Origin of the sequence: Pseudomonas alcaligenes (assembly GCF_041729615.1) — a bacterium.
Classification (GTDB): domain Bacteria; phylum Pseudomonadota; class Gammaproteobacteria; order Pseudomonadales; family Pseudomonadaceae; genus Aquipseudomonas; species Aquipseudomonas alcaligenes_B.
The window spans coordinates 3152871-3167920 of sequence record NZ_CP154874.1; the positions used below are offsets into that span (position 1 = coordinate 3152871).

Genomic DNA, 15050 nt, shown 5'->3' on the forward strand with positions numbered 1-15050 from the left:
CATGACCAGCAGCTTCCGCCATATCACCGTGCTGCTCGACGAGGCCGTCGAGGCCCTCGCCGTGCGCGCCGATGGCTGCTACCTGGACGGCACCTTCGGGAGGGGCGGGCACAGTCGGCTGATCCTCGAGAGGCTCGGGCCAGAGGGGCGGTTGCTCGGGTTCGACAAGGACCCACTGGCAATCGCAAGCGGAAATGCACTGGCGGCCGAAGACGGCCGCTTCGTCGTTGTGCAGCGCAGCTTCGCCGAGTTGGGCGAGGAGCTTGCCGCGCGCGGCCTGGTTGGCAAGGTCGACGGCCTGCTGCTCGACCTCGGCGTGTCTTCGCCGCAGCTGGACGATGCCGAGCGTGGCTTCAGCTTCCTCAACGATGGCCCGCTGGACATGCGCATGAACCCGGACGCCGGCATCAGCGCCGCCCAGTTCATCGCCATTGCCGACGAGGACGAGATCGCCCGGGTGTTCAAGGAGTACGGCGAGGAGCGCTTCGCCAAGCGCATGGCCCGTGCCGTGGTACAGCGCCGCGCGGTGAAGCCGTTCGAGCGCACTGCCGATCTGGCGCAGGTGCTGACCGACGCCAACCCTGCCTGGGAAAAAGGCAAGAATCCGGCGACCCGTGCCTTCCAGGGGCTGCGTATCCACGTCAACAACGAGCTGGGCGATCTCGAGCGCGGCCTGGATGCTGCCCTGGAGGGCCTGGCGGTCGGCGGCCGGCTGGTGGTGATCAGCTTCCATTCACTGGAAGATCGCATCGTCAAGCAGTTCATGAAGCGCCAGGCCAAGGGCGAGGCGGACAAGCTGCCGCGCGACCTGCCGATCATTCCCAAGGCGTTCGAGCCGCGCCTCAAGTTGCTGGGCAAGCCGATTTACGCCGGTGAGGCCGAGGTCAAGGCCAACCCGCGCTCGCGCAGCGCGGTGATGCGCGTGGCGGAGAAGCTGCGATGAGCCGCCTGTACGCCAAGCCCCTGCCGCCCGGCAGCCTGCTGCTGGCCGTGTTGTTCGGCGCCGTGCTGCTATCGGCCATCGCCGTGGCCTACAGCGCGCACTGGAATCGCCAGCTGCTCAATGCCCTCTACGCCGAGCTCAGCGTGCGCGACAAGGTGCAGGCCGAGTGGGGGCGCCTGGTGCTGGAGCAGAGCACCTGGACCGCGCACAACCGCATCGAGGCCCTGGCCGCCGGTCAGTTGAAGATGCGCATTCCCGAACCGACCGAAGTGCAGATGGTGGCGCCATGATCGGTCTCGAAGGCGCACTCTACCCCTGGCGCTTCCGCCTGGTGCTGGCCCTGCTGGCGCTGATGGTCGGCGCCATCGCCTGGCGCATCGTCGACCTGCATGTCTTCGACCACGATTTCCTCCAGGCCCATGGCGATGCGCGCAGCGTGCGGCACATCCCGATCCCGGCGCACCGCGGCCTGATCACCGACCGCAATGGCGAGCCGCTGGCCGTCAGTACCCCGGTGACCACCCTGTGGGCCAACGGCAAGGAGCTGTACAAGGCCCAGGCGCAGTGGGGCGAGCTGGCGGCCGCCCTGGGCCAGGAGCCGAAGTCCTTCGCCCAGCGCCTGAGCCAGGCCCGCGAGCGCGAGTTCATGTACCTGGTACGCGGCCTGACGCCCGAGCAGGGCCAGCGCATCCTCGACCTCAAGGTGCCGGGCGTATACGGCCTGGAGGAGTTTCGCCGCTTCTACCCGGCCGGAGAAGTCACTGCTCATGTGGTCGGCTTCACCGACATCGACGACCGCGGTCGCGAGGGCGTAGAGCTGGCCTTCGAGGAATGGCTGGCCGGTATCCCGGGCAAGCGTCAGGTGCTCAAGGATCGCCGTGGCCGCCTGATCAAGGACGTGCAGGTGGCGCAGAATGCCAAGGCCGGCAAGGCCCTGGCCCTGTCCATCGACCTGCGCCTGCAGTATCTGGCTCACCGCGAGCTGCGCAACGCGCTGATCGAGCAGGGCGCCAAGGCCGGTAGCCTGGTGATGATCGATGTGAAGACCGGCGAGGTCCTCGCCATGGTCAACCAGCCCTCCTACAACCCGAACAACCGCCGCAACCTGCAGCCGGCTGCGATGCGCAACCGCGCCATGATCGACGTGTTCGAGCCGGGCTCCACCGTCAAGCCGATCTCCATGGCGGCGGCCCTGCAGACCGGGCGCTGGAAGCCGGAGGACAAGGTCGAGGTCTGGCCGGGTTCGCTGCAGATCGGCCGCTACACCATCAAGGACGTGTCCAAGACCCAGGGCCCGATCCTCGACCTGACCGGTATCCTGATCAACTCGTCCAACGTCGGTATGAGCAAGATCGCCTTCGATATCGGTGGCGAGACCATTCACGACATGATGGCCAAGGTCGGCTTCGGCCAGGACACCGGGCTGGGCTTCCCCGGTGAGCGCGTCGGCGAGCTGCCGAACCACCGCGAGTGGCGCAAGGCCGAGACGGCCACCCTGTCCTATGGCTACGGCGTTTCGGTGACCGCCATCCAGCTGGCCCATGCCTACGCCACCCTGGCCAACAACGGCCAGGTGCTGCCGCTGTCCATGACCCGTGTCGACCGCCAGCCGGTGGGGGCCCAGGTTGTTCCGCCAGAAGTGGCCAAGAGCCTGCAGGTCATGCTGCAGCAGGTGGTCGAGGCGCCGCGTGGCGTGTTTCGCGCCCAGGTGCCGGGTTACCACGTGTCCGGCAAGAGCGGCACGGCGCGCAAGGCCAGCGTTGGCAGCAAGGGTTATACCGAAAACGCCTATCGCTCGATGTTCGCCGGCTTCGCGCCGAGCACCAACCCGCGTATCGCCATGATGGTCGTGATCGACGAACCTAGCAAAGGCGGCTACTACGGCGGTCTGGTCTCGGCACCGGTGTTCAGCAAGGTGATGGCCGGTTCCCTGCGCCTGATGAACATCACCCCAGACAATCTGCCGCCGCCGGTCGATCCCGCCGCGGCACAGCCGCAGACCGCCGCTGCGGCCGCGAATCCAGGAGGGCGAATCTGATGCCCATGCCCCTCAACCAATTGTTGCCGCAGGCGCAGAGCGCCACGCTGATCCGCGAGTTGACCCTGGACAGCCGCAAGGTGCGCCCGGGCGATCTGTTCCTTGCCGTGCCGGGCCTGGCCCAGGACGGCCGTACCCATATCGCCGATGCCATCGCCCGCGGCGCTGCCGCCGTGGCCTATGAGGCCGAGGGCGCCGCCGCCATGACCGCGCACAGCGCCGAGCTGGTGGCGATCAAGGGCCTGGCCGGCCAGCTGTCGGCCATTGCCGGGCGCTTCTACGGCGAGCCGAGCCGCGGCGTGCGTCTGGTCGGCGTCACCGGCACCAACGGCAAGACCAGCGTCAGCCAGCTGCTGGCCCAGGCCCTGGACCTTCTCGGCGAGCGCTGCGGCATCGTCGGCACCCTCGGCACCGGCTTCTACGACGCCCTGCAGAGCGGCCGCCACACCACTCCGGACCCTGTCGCCGTGCAGGCCACCCTGGCCGATCTCAAGCAGGCCGGCGCCCGCGCCGTTGCCATGGAAGTGTCCTCCCATGGCCTGGACCAGGGCCGCGTGGCCGCGCTGGACTTCGACGTGGCGGTGTACACCAACCTGTCGCGCGACCACCTGGACTACCACGGCAGCATGGAAGCCTACGGCGCGGCCAAGGCCAAGCTGTTCGCCTGGCCAGACCTGAAGTGCCGGGTGATCAACCTGGACGACGATTTCGGACGCCAGCTGGCCAGCGAAGAGCGCGAGTCGCGCCTGATCGGCTATAGCCTGAGCGATGCCTCTGCCTACCTGTTCTGCCGCGAGGCCAGCTTCGACGACCACGGCGTGCGTGCGCGGCTGGTCACCCCGCAGGGCGAAGGTCACCTGCGCAGCCCGCTGCTCGGTCGCTTCAACCTGAGCAACCTGCTGGCCGTGGTCGGCGCACTGCTCGGCCTGGATTACCCGCTGGACGAGATTCTGCGCGTGCTGCCGCAGTTGCAGGGGCCAGTCGGGCGCATGCAGCGCTTCGGTGGCGAGCAGTTGCCGCTGGTGGTGGTGGACTACGCGCACACCCCGGATGCTCTGGAAAAGGTGCTGGAGGCCCTGCGCCCGCATGTCACCGGTCGCCTGCTGTGCCTGTTTGGCTGTGGTGGCGATCGCGACCGTGGCAAGCGTCCGCTGATGGCCGCCGTGGCCGAGCGCCTGGCCGATGCCGTGCTGGTCACCGACGACAACCCGCGCACGGAAGACCCGGCGCAGATCCTGGCCGATATCCGTGCCGGTTTCGCCAGGCCGGATGCCGTCGAATTCGTCCACGGTCGTGGCGAGGCGATTGCCCGCCTGGTCGCCGCCGCCCAGGTTGGCGATGTGGTGCTGCTGGCCGGCAAGGGGCATGAGGATTACCAGGAGATCGCGGGCGTGCGCCATGCCTTCTCCGATCTCGACGAGACCACCAAGGCGCTGGCCGCCTGGGAGGCCGCCCATGCTTAAACCGTTGCTGCTGAGCGAAGTGGTCCAGGCCCTGAGCGCCCGCGTGGTGGGCGCCGATGTCGCCTTCGCCGCCGTTTCCACCGACAGCCGCAAGATCGAGGCCGGCCAGCTGTTCATTGCCCTGGTCGGGCCGAATTTCGACGGCCACGACTACCTGGCCGAGGTCGCCGCCAAAGGCGCCGTCGCCGCGCTGGTGCAGCGCGAGGTGCCGGGCGCGGCGCTGCCGCAGCTGGTGGTGCAGGACACCCGCATTGCCCTGGGCCAGCTTGGCGCGCTCAATCGCGCGGCCTTCCACAAGCCGCTGGCCGCCGTCACCGGCTCCAGTGGCAAGACCACGGTCAAGGAGATGCTCGCCAGCATCCTGCGCGCCGGCCTGAACGGTCCGGTGCTGGCCACCCGCGGCAACCTGAACAACGACCTCGGCGCGCCGCTGACCCTGCTGGAGCTGGCGCCCGAGCATGTCGGCGCGGTGATCGAACTGGGCGCCAACCATGTTGGCGAGATCGCCTACACGGTCGGCCTGACCCGCCCGGACGTGGCCATCATCACCAATGCCGGACTGGCCCATGTCGGCGAGTTCGGCGGGCCGGAGAAGATCGTCCTGGCCAAGGGCGAGATCCTCGAGGGCCTGGGCGAGCAGGGCATTGCCGTGCTCAACCGCGACGACAAGGCCTTCGCCACCTGGCAGGCGCGCAATGGCAGCCGCCGAGTGCTGAGCTTCGCCCTGCAGGATCAGGCGGCCGACGTGCATGCCGCAGAACTCTGGCGCGATGCCCGTGGCTGTGTCGGCTTTGCCCTGGCCGGTGTGGCCGGGCAGGCACGTATCCAGCTCAACCTGCTCGGCGAGCACAGCGTGGCCAATGCCCTGGCTGCCGCCGCCGCCGCGCATGCCCTCGGCGTGCCGCTGGTCGGGATCAAGGCTGGGCTGGAAAGCCTGCAGCCGGTCAAGGGCCGCGCCGTAGCGGCGCTGGCGACGAACGGTGTGCGGGTGATCGACGACAGCTACAACGCCAACCCGCTGTCCATGTGCGCGGCAGTGGATATACTCGCCGCCTTCTCCGGCCGCACCGTCCTGGTGCTGGGAGACATGGGCGAGTTGGGCGAATGGGCCGAGCAGGGCCATCGCGACGTCGGCGCCCATGCCGCAGGCAAGGTCGATGCGCTCTATGCCGTGGGTCCGCTGATGGCGCATGCCGTCGCGGCTTTCGGTGCCAATGGCCGTCATTTCGCCGACCAAGCCAGCCTGATCGACGCGCTTCGCGCCGAATCGGGCGACACCACCATTCTAATTAAAGGCTCGCGCAGCGCGGCGATGGACAAGGTCGTCGACGCGTTGCTGGATCGGGCATCGGGGGAGGCTCACTAATCATGCTGCTGCTGCTGGCGGAGTACCTGCAAAAGTTCCACACCGGCTTCGGGGTCTTCCAGTATCTGACCCTGCGCGGCATCCTCGGCGTGCTTACCGCCCTGGCCCTGTCGCTGTGGCTCGGTCCGTGGATGATCCGTACCCTGCAGATCCGTCAGATCGGCCAGGCCGTGCGCAACGACGGCCCGCAGTCGCACCTGTCGAAGAAGGGCACGCCGACCATGGGTGGCGCGCTGATTCTCACCGCCATCGCCGTCAGCACCCTGCTCTGGGCCGACCTGAGCAACCGCTACGTGTGGACCGTGCTGGCCGTGACCCTGCTGTTCGGCGCCATCGGCTGGGTCGACGACTACCGCAAGGTGATCGAGAAGAATTCGCGCGGCCTGCCGAGCCGCTGGAAGTATTTCTGGCAGTCGGTGTTCGGCCTGGCCGCCGCCGTCTTCCTCTACATGACCGCGCAGAGCCCGGTGGAAACCACCCTGATCGTGCCGGTGCTGAAGGACGTGGCGATTCCGCTGGGCGTCGGTTTCGTGGTGCTGACCTACTTCGTCATCGTCGGCACCAGCAACGCGGTGAACCTGACCGACGGCCTCGACGGCCTGGCCATCCTGCCAACCGTGATGGTGGCCGGCGCGCTGGCGATCTTCTGCTACCTGTCGGGCAACATCAAATTCGCCGAGTACCTGCTGATTCCCTACGTGCCGGGCGCCGGTGAGCTGATCGTGTTCTGCGCCGCGCTGGTCGGCGCCGGCCTCGGCTTCCTCTGGTTCAACACCTACCCGGCCCAGGTCTTCATGGGCGACGTCGGTGCGCTGGCGCTGGGCGCCGCGCTGGGCACCATCGCCGTGATCGTCCGCCAGGAAATCGTGCTGTTCATCATGGGCGGCGTGTTCGTCATGGAAACCCTGTCGGTGATGATTCAGGTCGCCAGCTTCAAGCTGACCGGCAAGCGCGTGTTCCGCATGGCGCCGATCCACCACCACTTCGAACTCAAAGGCTGGCCGGAGCCGCGCGTGATCGTGCGCTTCTGGATCATCACCGTGATCCTGGTGCTGGTCGGCCTGGCCACCCTGAAGCTGAGGTAACAGAGAGTGTCGCTGATCGCTTCCGACCAGTTCCGCATCGTTGTCGGCCTCGGCAAGAGCGGCATGTCCCTGGTGCGCTTCCTCGCGCAGCAGGGCGTGCGCTTCGCCGTGGCCGACACCCGTGCGAACCCGCCGGAGCTGGCGACCCTGCAGCGCGACTATCCCGAAGTGGAAGTACGCTGCGGAGAGCTGGATGTCGACTTCCTCTGCCGCGCCTCGGAGCTCTACGTGAGCCCCGGCCTGGCCCTGGCCACCCCGGCGCTGCGCGAGGCTGCAGCCCGCGGGGTGAAGATGTCCGGCGATATCGACCTGTTTACCCGCCATGCCAAGGCGCCGATCGTCGCCATTACCGGTTCCAACGCCAAGAGCACCGTTACCACCCTGGTCGGCGAGATGGCGGCGGCGGCCGGCAGGAAGGTCGCCGTCGGCGGCAATATCGGTACCCCGGCGCTGGACCTGCTCAGCGACGAGGTCGAGCTGTACGTGCTGGAGCTGTCCAGCTTCCAGCTGGAGACCACCGAGCGCCTCAATGCCGAAGTGGCCACCTGCCTGAACCTGTCCGAAGACCATATGGACCGCTACGGCGGCATGGCCCAGTACCACCTGGCCAAGCACCGCATCTTCCGCGGAGCCCGCCAGGTGGTGGTCAATCGCGACGACGCCCTGTCGCGCCCGCTGATCGCCGACCAGGTGCCGTGCTGGACCTTCGGTCTGGGCAAGCCGGACTTCAAGGCATTCGGTCTGGTCGAGGAGGGCGGCGAGAAGCAGCTGGCCTTCCAATTCGAGACCCTGATGCCCACCGCCGAGCTGAAGATCCGCGGCGCGCACAACCAGTCCAACGCCCTGGCGGCCCTGGCCCTGGGGCATGCCGTCGGCCTGCCGTTCGCCGCTATGCTCGACACCCTGCGCCGCTTCGCCGGCCTGCCGCATCGCTGCCAGTGGGTGCGCGAGCTGCGCGGCGTGGGCTACTACGACGATTCCAAGGCCACCAACGTTGGTGCCGCCCTGGCCGCCATCGAGGGCCTGGGTGCCGATATCGCCGGCAAGCTGGTGCTGATCGCCGGTGGCGACGGCAAGGGCGCCGACTTCTCCGCCCTCAAGGCCCCGGTGGCCCGCTTCTGCCGCGCCGTGGTGCTGCTCGGTCGCGATGCCGAGCTGCTCGCCGCCGCCCTGAGTGACGCCGCGCCGCTGCTGCGGGTGAAGACCCTGGACGAGGCCGTGCAGCGCTGTGCCGAGCTGGCCCAGAGCGGCGATGCCGTGCTGCTGTCGCCGGCCTGCGCCAGCCTGGACATGTTCAAGAACTTCGAAGAACGCGGGCGCCTGTTCGCCCAGGCAGCGGAGGCCCTGCAATGAGCCTGCTGGCCCGCCTGTTCGCCGCCCCGTCGCCGCTGCGCACCCGTCGTGGCGTCGACATCGACTTCCCGCTGCTGGCCGGTTGCCTGGCCCTGCTCGGCCTGGGCCTGGTGATGATCACCTCGGCCAGCTCGGAAGTCGCCGCGGCGCTGTCGGGCAACCCGCTGTACCACATGATCCGCCACCTGATTTACCTGGGGCTGGGCATCTCCGCCGCGCTGGTCACCCTGCTGATTCCCATGGCCTTCTGGCAGCGCTACGGCGCCAGCCTGCTGCTGATCGCCTTCGCCCTGCTGGTGCTAGTGCTGATTCCCGGTATCGGCCGCGAGGTCAACGGCGCCAAGCGCTGGATCGGCTTCGGCCTGTTCAACCTGCAGCCGTCCGAGCTGGCCAAGCTGTTCACCGTGGTGTTCCTCGCCGGCTACCTGGTGCGCCGCCAGGAAGAGGTGCGCGAGAAGCTCTCCGGCTTCCTCAAGCCGATGCTGGTGCTCGGCCCGATGGCCGTTCTGCTGCTGGCCGAGCCGGACTTCGGCGCCACCGTGGTGCTGGTCGGCTCCTGCATCGCCATGCTGTTCCTCGGCGGCATCAACCTGCTGCGCTTCATTCCGCTGGCGGCCTGCGTGCTGGTGCTCGGCGCGCTGGTGATGACCAGCCAGGCCTACCGCCTGGAGCGCCTGACCAACTTCGTCGACCCCTGGGCCGACCAGTACGGTGCCGGCTACCAGCTGAGCCAGGCGCTGATCGCCTTCGGCCGCGGTGAGTGGTTCGGCGTCGGCCTGGGCAACAGCATCCAGAAACAGTTCTACCTGCCCGAGGCGCACACCGACTTCGTCTTCGCCGTGCTGGCCGAGGAACTGGGCATGATCGGCGCGCTGATCACCGTCGCGCTGTTCGTCTTCGTCGCCGTGCGCGCCCTGTACATCGGCCTGTGGGCGGAGAAGGCCAAGCAGTTGTTCGCCGCCTACGTGGCCTACGGCATCGCCATCCAGTGGATCGGCCAGGTGCTGATCAACATCGGCGTGAACGTCGGCCTGCTGCCGACCAAGGGCCTGACCCTGCCGTTCCTCAGCTACGGTGGCAGCTCGCTGATCGTCTGCTGCGTCAGCCTGGCCATGCTCCTGCGCATCGAGTGGGAGCGCCGCACTGCGCTGGGCACCGAGGAAATCGAATTCAGCGAGTCGGACTTCTTCGACGCCGAGGAGGTCAAGCATGCGCGGTAACGTCCTGATCATGGCTGGTGGCACCGGTGGCCACGTGTTCCCGGCCCTGGCCTGCGCCCGCGAGTTCAAGGCGCGCGGCTACGCCGTGCACTGGCTGGGCACCCCGCGCGGCATCGAGAACGAGCTGGTGCCGGCGGCCGGGTTGCCGCTTCACCTGATCCAGGTCAGCGGCCTGCGCGGCAAGGGCAAGCTGTCGCTGCTCAAGGCACCGTTCCAGCTGGTGCGCGCCCTGCTGCAGGCGCGCAAGGTGATGCGCGAGCTGCAGCCGGTCTGCGTGCTCGGCATGGGCGGCTATGTCACCGGTCCGGGCGGCCTGGCCGCGCGGCTGAATGGCGCGCCGCTGGTGATTCATGAGCAGAACGCCGTGGCCGGCACCGCCAACCGCAGCCTGGCGCCCTTCGCCCAGCGCGTCTGCGAGGCCTTCCCGAACACCTTCGGCAAGGCCGACAAGCTGCGCACCACCGGCAATCCGGTGCGCGAGGAACTGTTCCTCGAGACCCCGCGCGACGCCCTGGCCGGCCGCAAGCCGCGCCTGCTGGTGCTGGGCGGCAGCCTGGGCGCCGAGCCGTTGAACAAGCTGTTGCCCGCCGCGCTGGCCAAACTGCCGGCCGAGCTGCGCCCGCAGGTGTTCCACCAGGCCGGCAAGCAGCACGACCAGGTCACCGCGGAGCGTTATCGCGAAGCCGCGGTCGAAGCCGAGGTCGCGCCCTTCATCAAGGACATGGCCCGCGCCTACGCCTGGGCCGATCTGGTGATCTGCCGCGCCGGCGCGCTGACCGTCAGCGAGCTGGCCGCCGCCGGCCTGCCGTCGTTCCTGGTGCCGCTGCCGCACGCGATCGACGATCACCAGACCCGCAATGCCGATTATCTGGCGAAGGAGGGCGCCGCCATCCTTCTGCCGCAACATGCCACTGACGCGGACACGCTTGCCGCGCAGTTGACCGAGGTTCTGATGCACCCTGAAAAACTCGAGGCCATGGGCCGCACCGCGCGTAGCCTGGCCAAACCGGACGCCACCCGTACGGTGGTCGATATCTGCCTGGAGGTGGCCCGTGGCTAAGTCTCCCGCCGCTGCCCGTTCGGAAATCCGCCGCATGCGCCGCATCCGCCGCATCCACTTCGTCGGCATCGGCGGCGCCGGCATGTGCGGCATCGCCGAGGTGCTGCTGAACCTGGGCTACGAAGTGTCCGGCTCCGACCTCAAAGCCTCGGCCGTGACCGAGCGCCTGGAAAGCTTCGGCGCCACCGTGTACATCGGCCACCGCGCGGAGAACGCCGAGCAGGCCGATGTGCTGGTGGTATCCAGCGCCATCAACACTGCCAACCCGGAAGTGGCCACCGCCCTGGAACGGCGCATTCCGGTGGTGCCGCGGGCCGAGATGCTCGCCGAGCTGATGCGCTACCGCCACGGCGTGGCCGTGGCCGGCACCCACGGCAAGACCACCACCACCAGCCTGCTGGCCTCGGTATTCGCCGCCGGCGGCCTGGACCCGACCTTCGTCATCGGCGGCCGCCTGAACGCCGCCGGCACCAATGCACAGCTCGGCAGCAGCCGCTACCTGATCGCCGAGGCGGACGAGAGCGACGCCAGCTTCCTGCACCTGCAGCCGATGGTCTCGGTGGTCACCAATATCGACGCCGACCACATGAGCACCTACGGTGGCGATTTCAATGTACTGAAGAAGACCTTCGTCGAGTTCCTCCACAACCTGCCGTTCTACGGTCTGGCCGTGCTCTGCGTGGACGACCCGGTGGTGCGCGAGCTGCTGCCGCAGGTGGCCCGCCCGACCGTGACCTACGGCTTCGCCGAGGACGCCGACGTGCGCGCCATCAACGTGCGTCAGGAAGGCATGCGTACCTTCTTCACCGCCCTGCGTCCCGGCCGCGAGCCGCTGGATGTGTCGGTGAACATGCCGGGCAATCACAACGTATTGAACGCGCTGGCGACCATTGCCATCGCCACCGACGAGGGCATCGAGGATGCCGCCATCATCCAGGGCCTGTCGGGCTTCCAGGGCGTCGGCCGGCGCTTCCAGGTGTATGGCGAGCTGCCGGTCGACGGCGGCAGCGTGATGCTGGTCGACGACTACGGCCACCACCCGCGCGAAGTCGCCGCGGTGATCAAGGCCGTGCGTGGCGGCTGGCCGGAGCGTCGCCTGGTGATCCTGTACCAGCCGCACCGCTACAGCCGTACCCGTGACCTGTACGACGATTTCGTCCAGGTGCTGGGCGAGGTCAACGTGCTGCTGCTGATGGAGGTCTACCCGGCCGGCGAGGAGCCGATTCCCGGTGCCGACAGCCGTCACCTGTGCCACAGCATCCGCCAGCGCGGCCAGCTCGACCCGATCTATGTCGAGCGCGGCGCCGACCTGGCGCCGATCATCAAGCCGCTGCTGCGCGCGGGCGACATCCTGCTGTGCCAGGGCGCCGGCGATATCGGCGGCGTGGCCCCGCAACTGATCAAGCACCCGCTGTTCGCTGTTCAAGGTGAGTCGAAATGAGCCTGCATTCCACCCTCGATCCCAAGGCCTTCGGCCGCGTCGCCGTGCTGTTCGGCGGCAAGAGCGCCGAGCGGGCGGTGTCGCTGAAATCCGGCGCCGCCGTGCTGGAAGCGCTGCAGAGCGCTGGCGTGGATGCCTTCGGCATCGACGTCGGTGACGACTTCCTGCAGCGCCTGAGCGCCGAGAAGATCGACCGCGCCTTTATCGTGCTGCACGGCCGCGGCGGCGAGGACGGCTCCATGCAGGGCCTGCTGGAATGCGCCGGCATCCCCTATACCGGCAGCGGCATCCTCGCTTCGGCCCTGGCCATGGACAAGTTGCGCACCAAGCGCGTGTGGCTGAGCCTGGGCCTGCCGACGCCGAACCATGCGGTGCTGGCCTCCGAGGCCGATTGCCGCGCGGCCGCCAGTGAGCTGGGCTTCCCGCTGATCGTCAAACCGGCCCACGAAGGCTCCAGCATCGGCATGGCCAAGGTCGCCGATGTCGACGCGCTGATCAAGGCGTGGCAGGACGCCAGCCAGTACGACTCGCAGGTGCTGGTGGAGCAGTGGATCGCCGGCCCGGAATTCACCGTGGCCATGCTGCGCGGCCAGGTGCTGCCGCCGATCGGCCTGGGCACCCCGCACACTTTCTACGACTACGACGCCAAGTACCTGGCCAATGACACCCAGTACCGCATTCCCTGCGGCCTGTCGGCCGAGAAAGAGGCGGAGCTGAAGGAACTCACCGCACGCGCCTGCGAGGCCGTGGGCACTCAGGGCTGGGCGCGCGCCGACGTGATGCAGGACGCCAGCGGCCAGTTCTGGCTGCTGGAAGTGAACACCGTGCCGGGCATGACCGATCACAGCCTGGTGCCGATGGCCGCGCGTGCCGCCGGCCTGGATTTCCAGCAGCTGGTGCTGGCGATCCTGGCCGACAGCGTCGAGGCGAGGGGGTAAGTCATGGTCGCCACCGTCCGTCACCACTCGCAGCCGATAGGGGGCGCCAGCCGGCGTCAGCCCATCGCTGCGCGTGGCGCCAGCCGGATGGTGGCCAAGGAGCCGCTGGCCGCGCGCCTGCCCAAGCCGGACTTCGGCGGCCTGCTGGGCGCCTGCAAGCGCCTGGGCTGGCCGCTGCTGCTAGTGGCCCTGGGCCTGGGTACCTACGAGGGCGCCCAGCGCCTGCTGCCCTACGCCGACCGGCCGATCGCCCGGGTCAGCGTGCAGGGCGAGCTGAGCTACATCAGCCAGCAGGCGGTGCAGGAGCGCATCGCGCCGTTCGTCTCGGCCAGCTTCTTCACCGTCGACCTGGCCGGCATGCGTGCCGAACTGGAGCAGATGCCCTGGATCGCCCATGCCGAAGTGCGCCGGGTGTGGCCGGACCAGGTGTCGATCACCCTCGAGGAGCAGCTGCCGGTGGCCCGCTGGGGCGATGGTGCGCTGCTCAACAACCAGGGCCAGGCCTTCGCCCCGCGCGAGGCGGCCAACTACGAACACCTGCCGCTGCTGTCCGGGCCGCAGCGCGCCCAGCAGCAGGTGATGCAGCAGTACCAGGTGCTCAGCCAGCTGCTGCGGCCGCTGGGCTTCACCATCAGCAGCCTGGAGCTGCGCGAGCATGGCAGCTGGTTCATCAGTACCGCCCAGGGCGTGGAGATCCTCCTGGGTCGGGATCACCTGGTCGACAAGATGCGCCGGTTCGCCAGCATCCACGACAAGGTGCTCAAGCAGCAGATCGCGAATATCGCGCGCATCGACCTGCGCTACGCCAACGGCCTGGCCGTGGCCTGGCGCGCGCCGGTGGCGCCAACGGCGGCAGAAGCCGCCGCCGTGCAGAATTGAGGAGAAGGTAGAACCATGGCAAGCGTGCAGAGCGGCAAGATGATCGTCGGCCTGGATATCGGCACCTCCAAGGTGGTGGCGCTGGTGGGCGAGGTGACGGCCGATGGCGAGCTGGACATAGTCGGCATCGGCACCAGTCCGTCGCGCGGCCTGAAGAAGGGCGTGGTGGTCAACATCGAGTCCACCGTGCAGTCGATCCAGCGCGCCATCGAAGAGGCGCAGCTGATGGCTGGCTGCCGCATTCACTCGGCCTTCGTCGGCATCGCCGGCAATCACATCCGCAGCCTGAACAGCCACGGCATCGTCGCCATCCGCGACCGCGAGGTGAGCCCGGCCGACCTGGAGCGCGTGCTCGACGCCGCCCAGGCGGTGGCCATCCCGGCCGACCAGCGGGTGCTGCATACCCTGCCGCAGGACTACGTGATCGATAACCAGGAGGGCGTACGCGAGCCGCTGGGCATGTCCGGCGTGCGTCTGGAGGCCAAGGTGCATGTGGTCACCTGCGCCACCAACGCCGCGCAGAACGTCGAGAAGTGCGTGCGCCGCTGCGGCCTGGAAGTGGACGACATCATTCTCGAACAGCTGGCTTCCGCCTACTCGGTGCTGACCGAGGACGAGAAGGAGCTGGGCGTGTGCCTGGTCGACATCGGTGGCGGTACCACCGACATCGCCATCTTCGCCGACGGTGCGATCCGCCACACGGCGGTGATCCCGATCGCCGGCGACCAGGTCACCAACGATATTGCAATGGCATTACGCACCCCGACCCAGTATGCCGAGGAAATCAAGATTCGGTATGCTTGCGCCCTAGCCAAACTGGCCGGTGCAGGGGAAACCATCAAGGTCCCCAGCGTGGGAGACCGGCCACCGCGGGAGCTGTCCCGTCAAGCTCTGGCCGAGGTAGTCGAGCCCCGTTACGACGAGCTCTTCACCCTCATCCAGGCCGAGCTGCGGCGCAGCGGCTACGAGGACATGATCCCGGCCGGGATCGTCCTCACCGGCGGCACCGCCAAGATGGAAGGCGCCGTCGAGCTGGCCGAAGAGATCTTTCACATGCCGGTGCGTTTGGGCGTACCCCACAGCGTCAAGGGACTGACCGACGTCGTGCGTAATCCAATCTATTCCACAGGCGTGGGCCTGCTGATGTACGGGCTGCAGAAACAGTCCGACGGCTACCACGCGCCTGGAATTCAGTATGGCGATGAGCCCAAAACACCGGTGCTGGAGCGGCTTAAACGCTGGGTCCAGGGCAATTTCTGATGTG

General features: G+C 68.1%; 13 protein-coding genes. All 13 read left to right on the forward strand.

Annotation, left to right across the window (positions count from 1 at the left end; genetic code table 11):
• Position 1 precedes the first annotated feature (1 nt).
• On the forward strand, positions 2-943 hold the full coding sequence (gene rsmH / locus AAG092_RS15240; protein WP_373387319.1) for a 16S rRNA (cytosine(1402)-N(4))-methyltransferase RsmH: 942 nt from the start codon (positions 2-4) through the stop codon (positions 941-943).
• Positions 940-1233, forward strand: a complete 294-nt coding sequence (ftsL, locus tag AAG092_RS15245) for a cell division protein FtsL (protein WP_110683844.1) — start codon at positions 940-942, stop codon at positions 1231-1233. The genes rsmH and ftsL overlap by 4 nt, the downstream gene beginning before the upstream one ends.
• Positions 1230-2981, forward strand: coding sequence for a peptidoglycan D,D-transpeptidase FtsI family protein (locus AAG092_RS15250; protein WP_373387320.1), 1752 nt, complete (start codon positions 1230-1232; stop codon positions 2979-2981). The genes ftsL and AAG092_RS15250 overlap by 4 nt, the downstream gene beginning before the upstream one ends.
• Positions 2981-4444: a UDP-N-acetylmuramoyl-L-alanyl-D-glutamate--2,6-diaminopimelate ligase gene (gene murE, locus AAG092_RS15255; protein ID WP_373387321.1), complete on the forward strand. Its 1464-nt coding sequence runs from the start codon at positions 2981-2983 to the stop codon at positions 4442-4444. The genes AAG092_RS15250 and murE overlap by 1 nt, the downstream gene beginning before the upstream one ends.
• Positions 4437-5810, forward strand: a complete 1374-nt coding sequence (murF, locus tag AAG092_RS15260) for a UDP-N-acetylmuramoyl-tripeptide--D-alanyl-D-alanine ligase (RefSeq protein ID WP_373387322.1) — start codon at positions 4437-4439, stop codon at positions 5808-5810. The genes murE and murF overlap by 8 nt, the downstream gene beginning before the upstream one ends.
• A gap of 2 nt (positions 5811-5812) precedes the next feature.
• Positions 5813-6895: a phospho-N-acetylmuramoyl-pentapeptide-transferase gene (gene mraY / locus AAG092_RS15265; RefSeq protein ID WP_110683848.1), complete on the forward strand. Its 1083-nt coding sequence runs from the start codon at positions 5813-5815 to the stop codon at positions 6893-6895.
• A gap of 6 nt (positions 6896-6901) precedes the next feature.
• Entirely contained in the window at positions 6902-8248 is a 1347-nt protein-coding gene (murD, locus tag AAG092_RS15270) for a UDP-N-acetylmuramoyl-L-alanine--D-glutamate ligase (protein ID WP_373387323.1), read from the forward strand.
• The gene (gene ftsW / locus AAG092_RS15275) at positions 8245-9468 is read left to right on the forward strand and encodes a putative lipid II flippase FtsW (protein WP_373387324.1); all 1224 of its coding nucleotides are present in this window, start codon (positions 8245-8247) and stop codon (positions 9466-9468) included. Before murD ends, ftsW begins: the two co-directional genes overlap by 4 nt.
• Entirely contained in the window at positions 9458-10528 is a 1071-nt protein-coding gene (gene murG / locus AAG092_RS15280; RefSeq protein WP_373387325.1) for an undecaprenyldiphospho-muramoylpentapeptide beta-N-acetylglucosaminyltransferase, read from the forward strand. The genes ftsW and murG overlap by 11 nt, the downstream gene beginning before the upstream one ends.
• 34 nt (positions 10529-10562) lie before the next feature.
• Positions 10563-11969 carry a UDP-N-acetylmuramate--L-alanine ligase gene (gene murC / locus AAG092_RS15285; protein WP_220034086.1) on the forward strand — a complete coding sequence of 469 codons (1407 nt, stop codon included), beginning with the start codon at positions 10563-10565 and terminating at the stop codon, positions 11967-11969.
• Positions 11966-12907, forward strand: a complete 942-nt coding sequence (locus AAG092_RS15290) for a D-alanine--D-alanine ligase (RefSeq protein ID WP_373387326.1) — start codon at positions 11966-11968, stop codon at positions 12905-12907. The genes murC and AAG092_RS15290 overlap by 4 nt, the downstream gene beginning before the upstream one ends.
• An 87-nt stretch (positions 12908-12994) precedes the next feature.
• Complete coding sequence (locus AAG092_RS15295) at positions 12995-13786, forward strand: cell division protein FtsQ/DivIB (protein WP_373389607.1); 792 nt, start codon at positions 12995-12997, stop codon at positions 13784-13786.
• A 15-nt stretch (positions 13787-13801) separates the two neighbouring features.
• Positions 13802-15046 (forward strand): cell division protein FtsA, encoded by a 1245-nt coding sequence (gene ftsA / locus AAG092_RS15300; RefSeq protein ID WP_373387327.1) that lies wholly within the window; start codon positions 13802-13804, stop codon positions 15044-15046.
• Positions 15047-15050: the final 4 nt, after the last annotated feature.

Coding starts and splice junctions, on each gene's coding strand:
- ftsW (WP_373387324.1), top strand. CDS start 8,245: ATGAGCCTGCTGGCCCGCCTGTTCGCCGCCCCGTCGCCGCTGCGCACC.
- AAG092_RS15290 (WP_373387326.1), top strand. CDS start 11,966: ATGAGCCTGCATTCCACCCTCGATCCCAAGGCCTTCGGCCGCGTCGCC.
- ftsA (WP_373387327.1), top strand. CDS start 13,802: ATGGCAAGCGTGCAGAGCGGCAAGATGATCGTCGGCCTGGATATCGGC.
- murF (WP_373387322.1), top strand. CDS start 4,437: ATGCTTAAACCGTTGCTGCTGAGCGAAGTGGTCCAGGCCCTGAGCGCC.
- rsmH (WP_373387319.1), top strand. CDS start 2: ATGACCAGCAGCTTCCGCCATATCACCGTGCTGCTCGACGAGGCCGTC.
- ftsL (WP_110683844.1), top strand. CDS start 940: ATGAGCCGCCTGTACGCCAAGCCCCTGCCGCCCGGCAGCCTGCTGCTG.
- AAG092_RS15295 (WP_373389607.1), top strand. CDS start 12,995: ATGGTGGCCAAGGAGCCGCTGGCCGCGCGCCTGCCCAAGCCGGACTTC.
- murC (WP_220034086.1), top strand. CDS start 10,563: ATGCGCCGCATCCGCCGCATCCACTTCGTCGGCATCGGCGGCGCCGGC.
- AAG092_RS15250 (WP_373387320.1), top strand. CDS start 1,230: ATGATCGGTCTCGAAGGCGCACTCTACCCCTGGCGCTTCCGCCTGGTG.
- mraY (WP_110683848.1), top strand. CDS start 5,813: ATGCTGCTGCTGCTGGCGGAGTACCTGCAAAAGTTCCACACCGGCTTC.
- murE (WP_373387321.1), top strand. CDS start 2,981: ATGCCCATGCCCCTCAACCAATTGTTGCCGCAGGCGCAGAGCGCCACG.
- murG (WP_373387325.1), top strand. CDS start 9,458: ATGCGCGGTAACGTCCTGATCATGGCTGGTGGCACCGGTGGCCACGTG.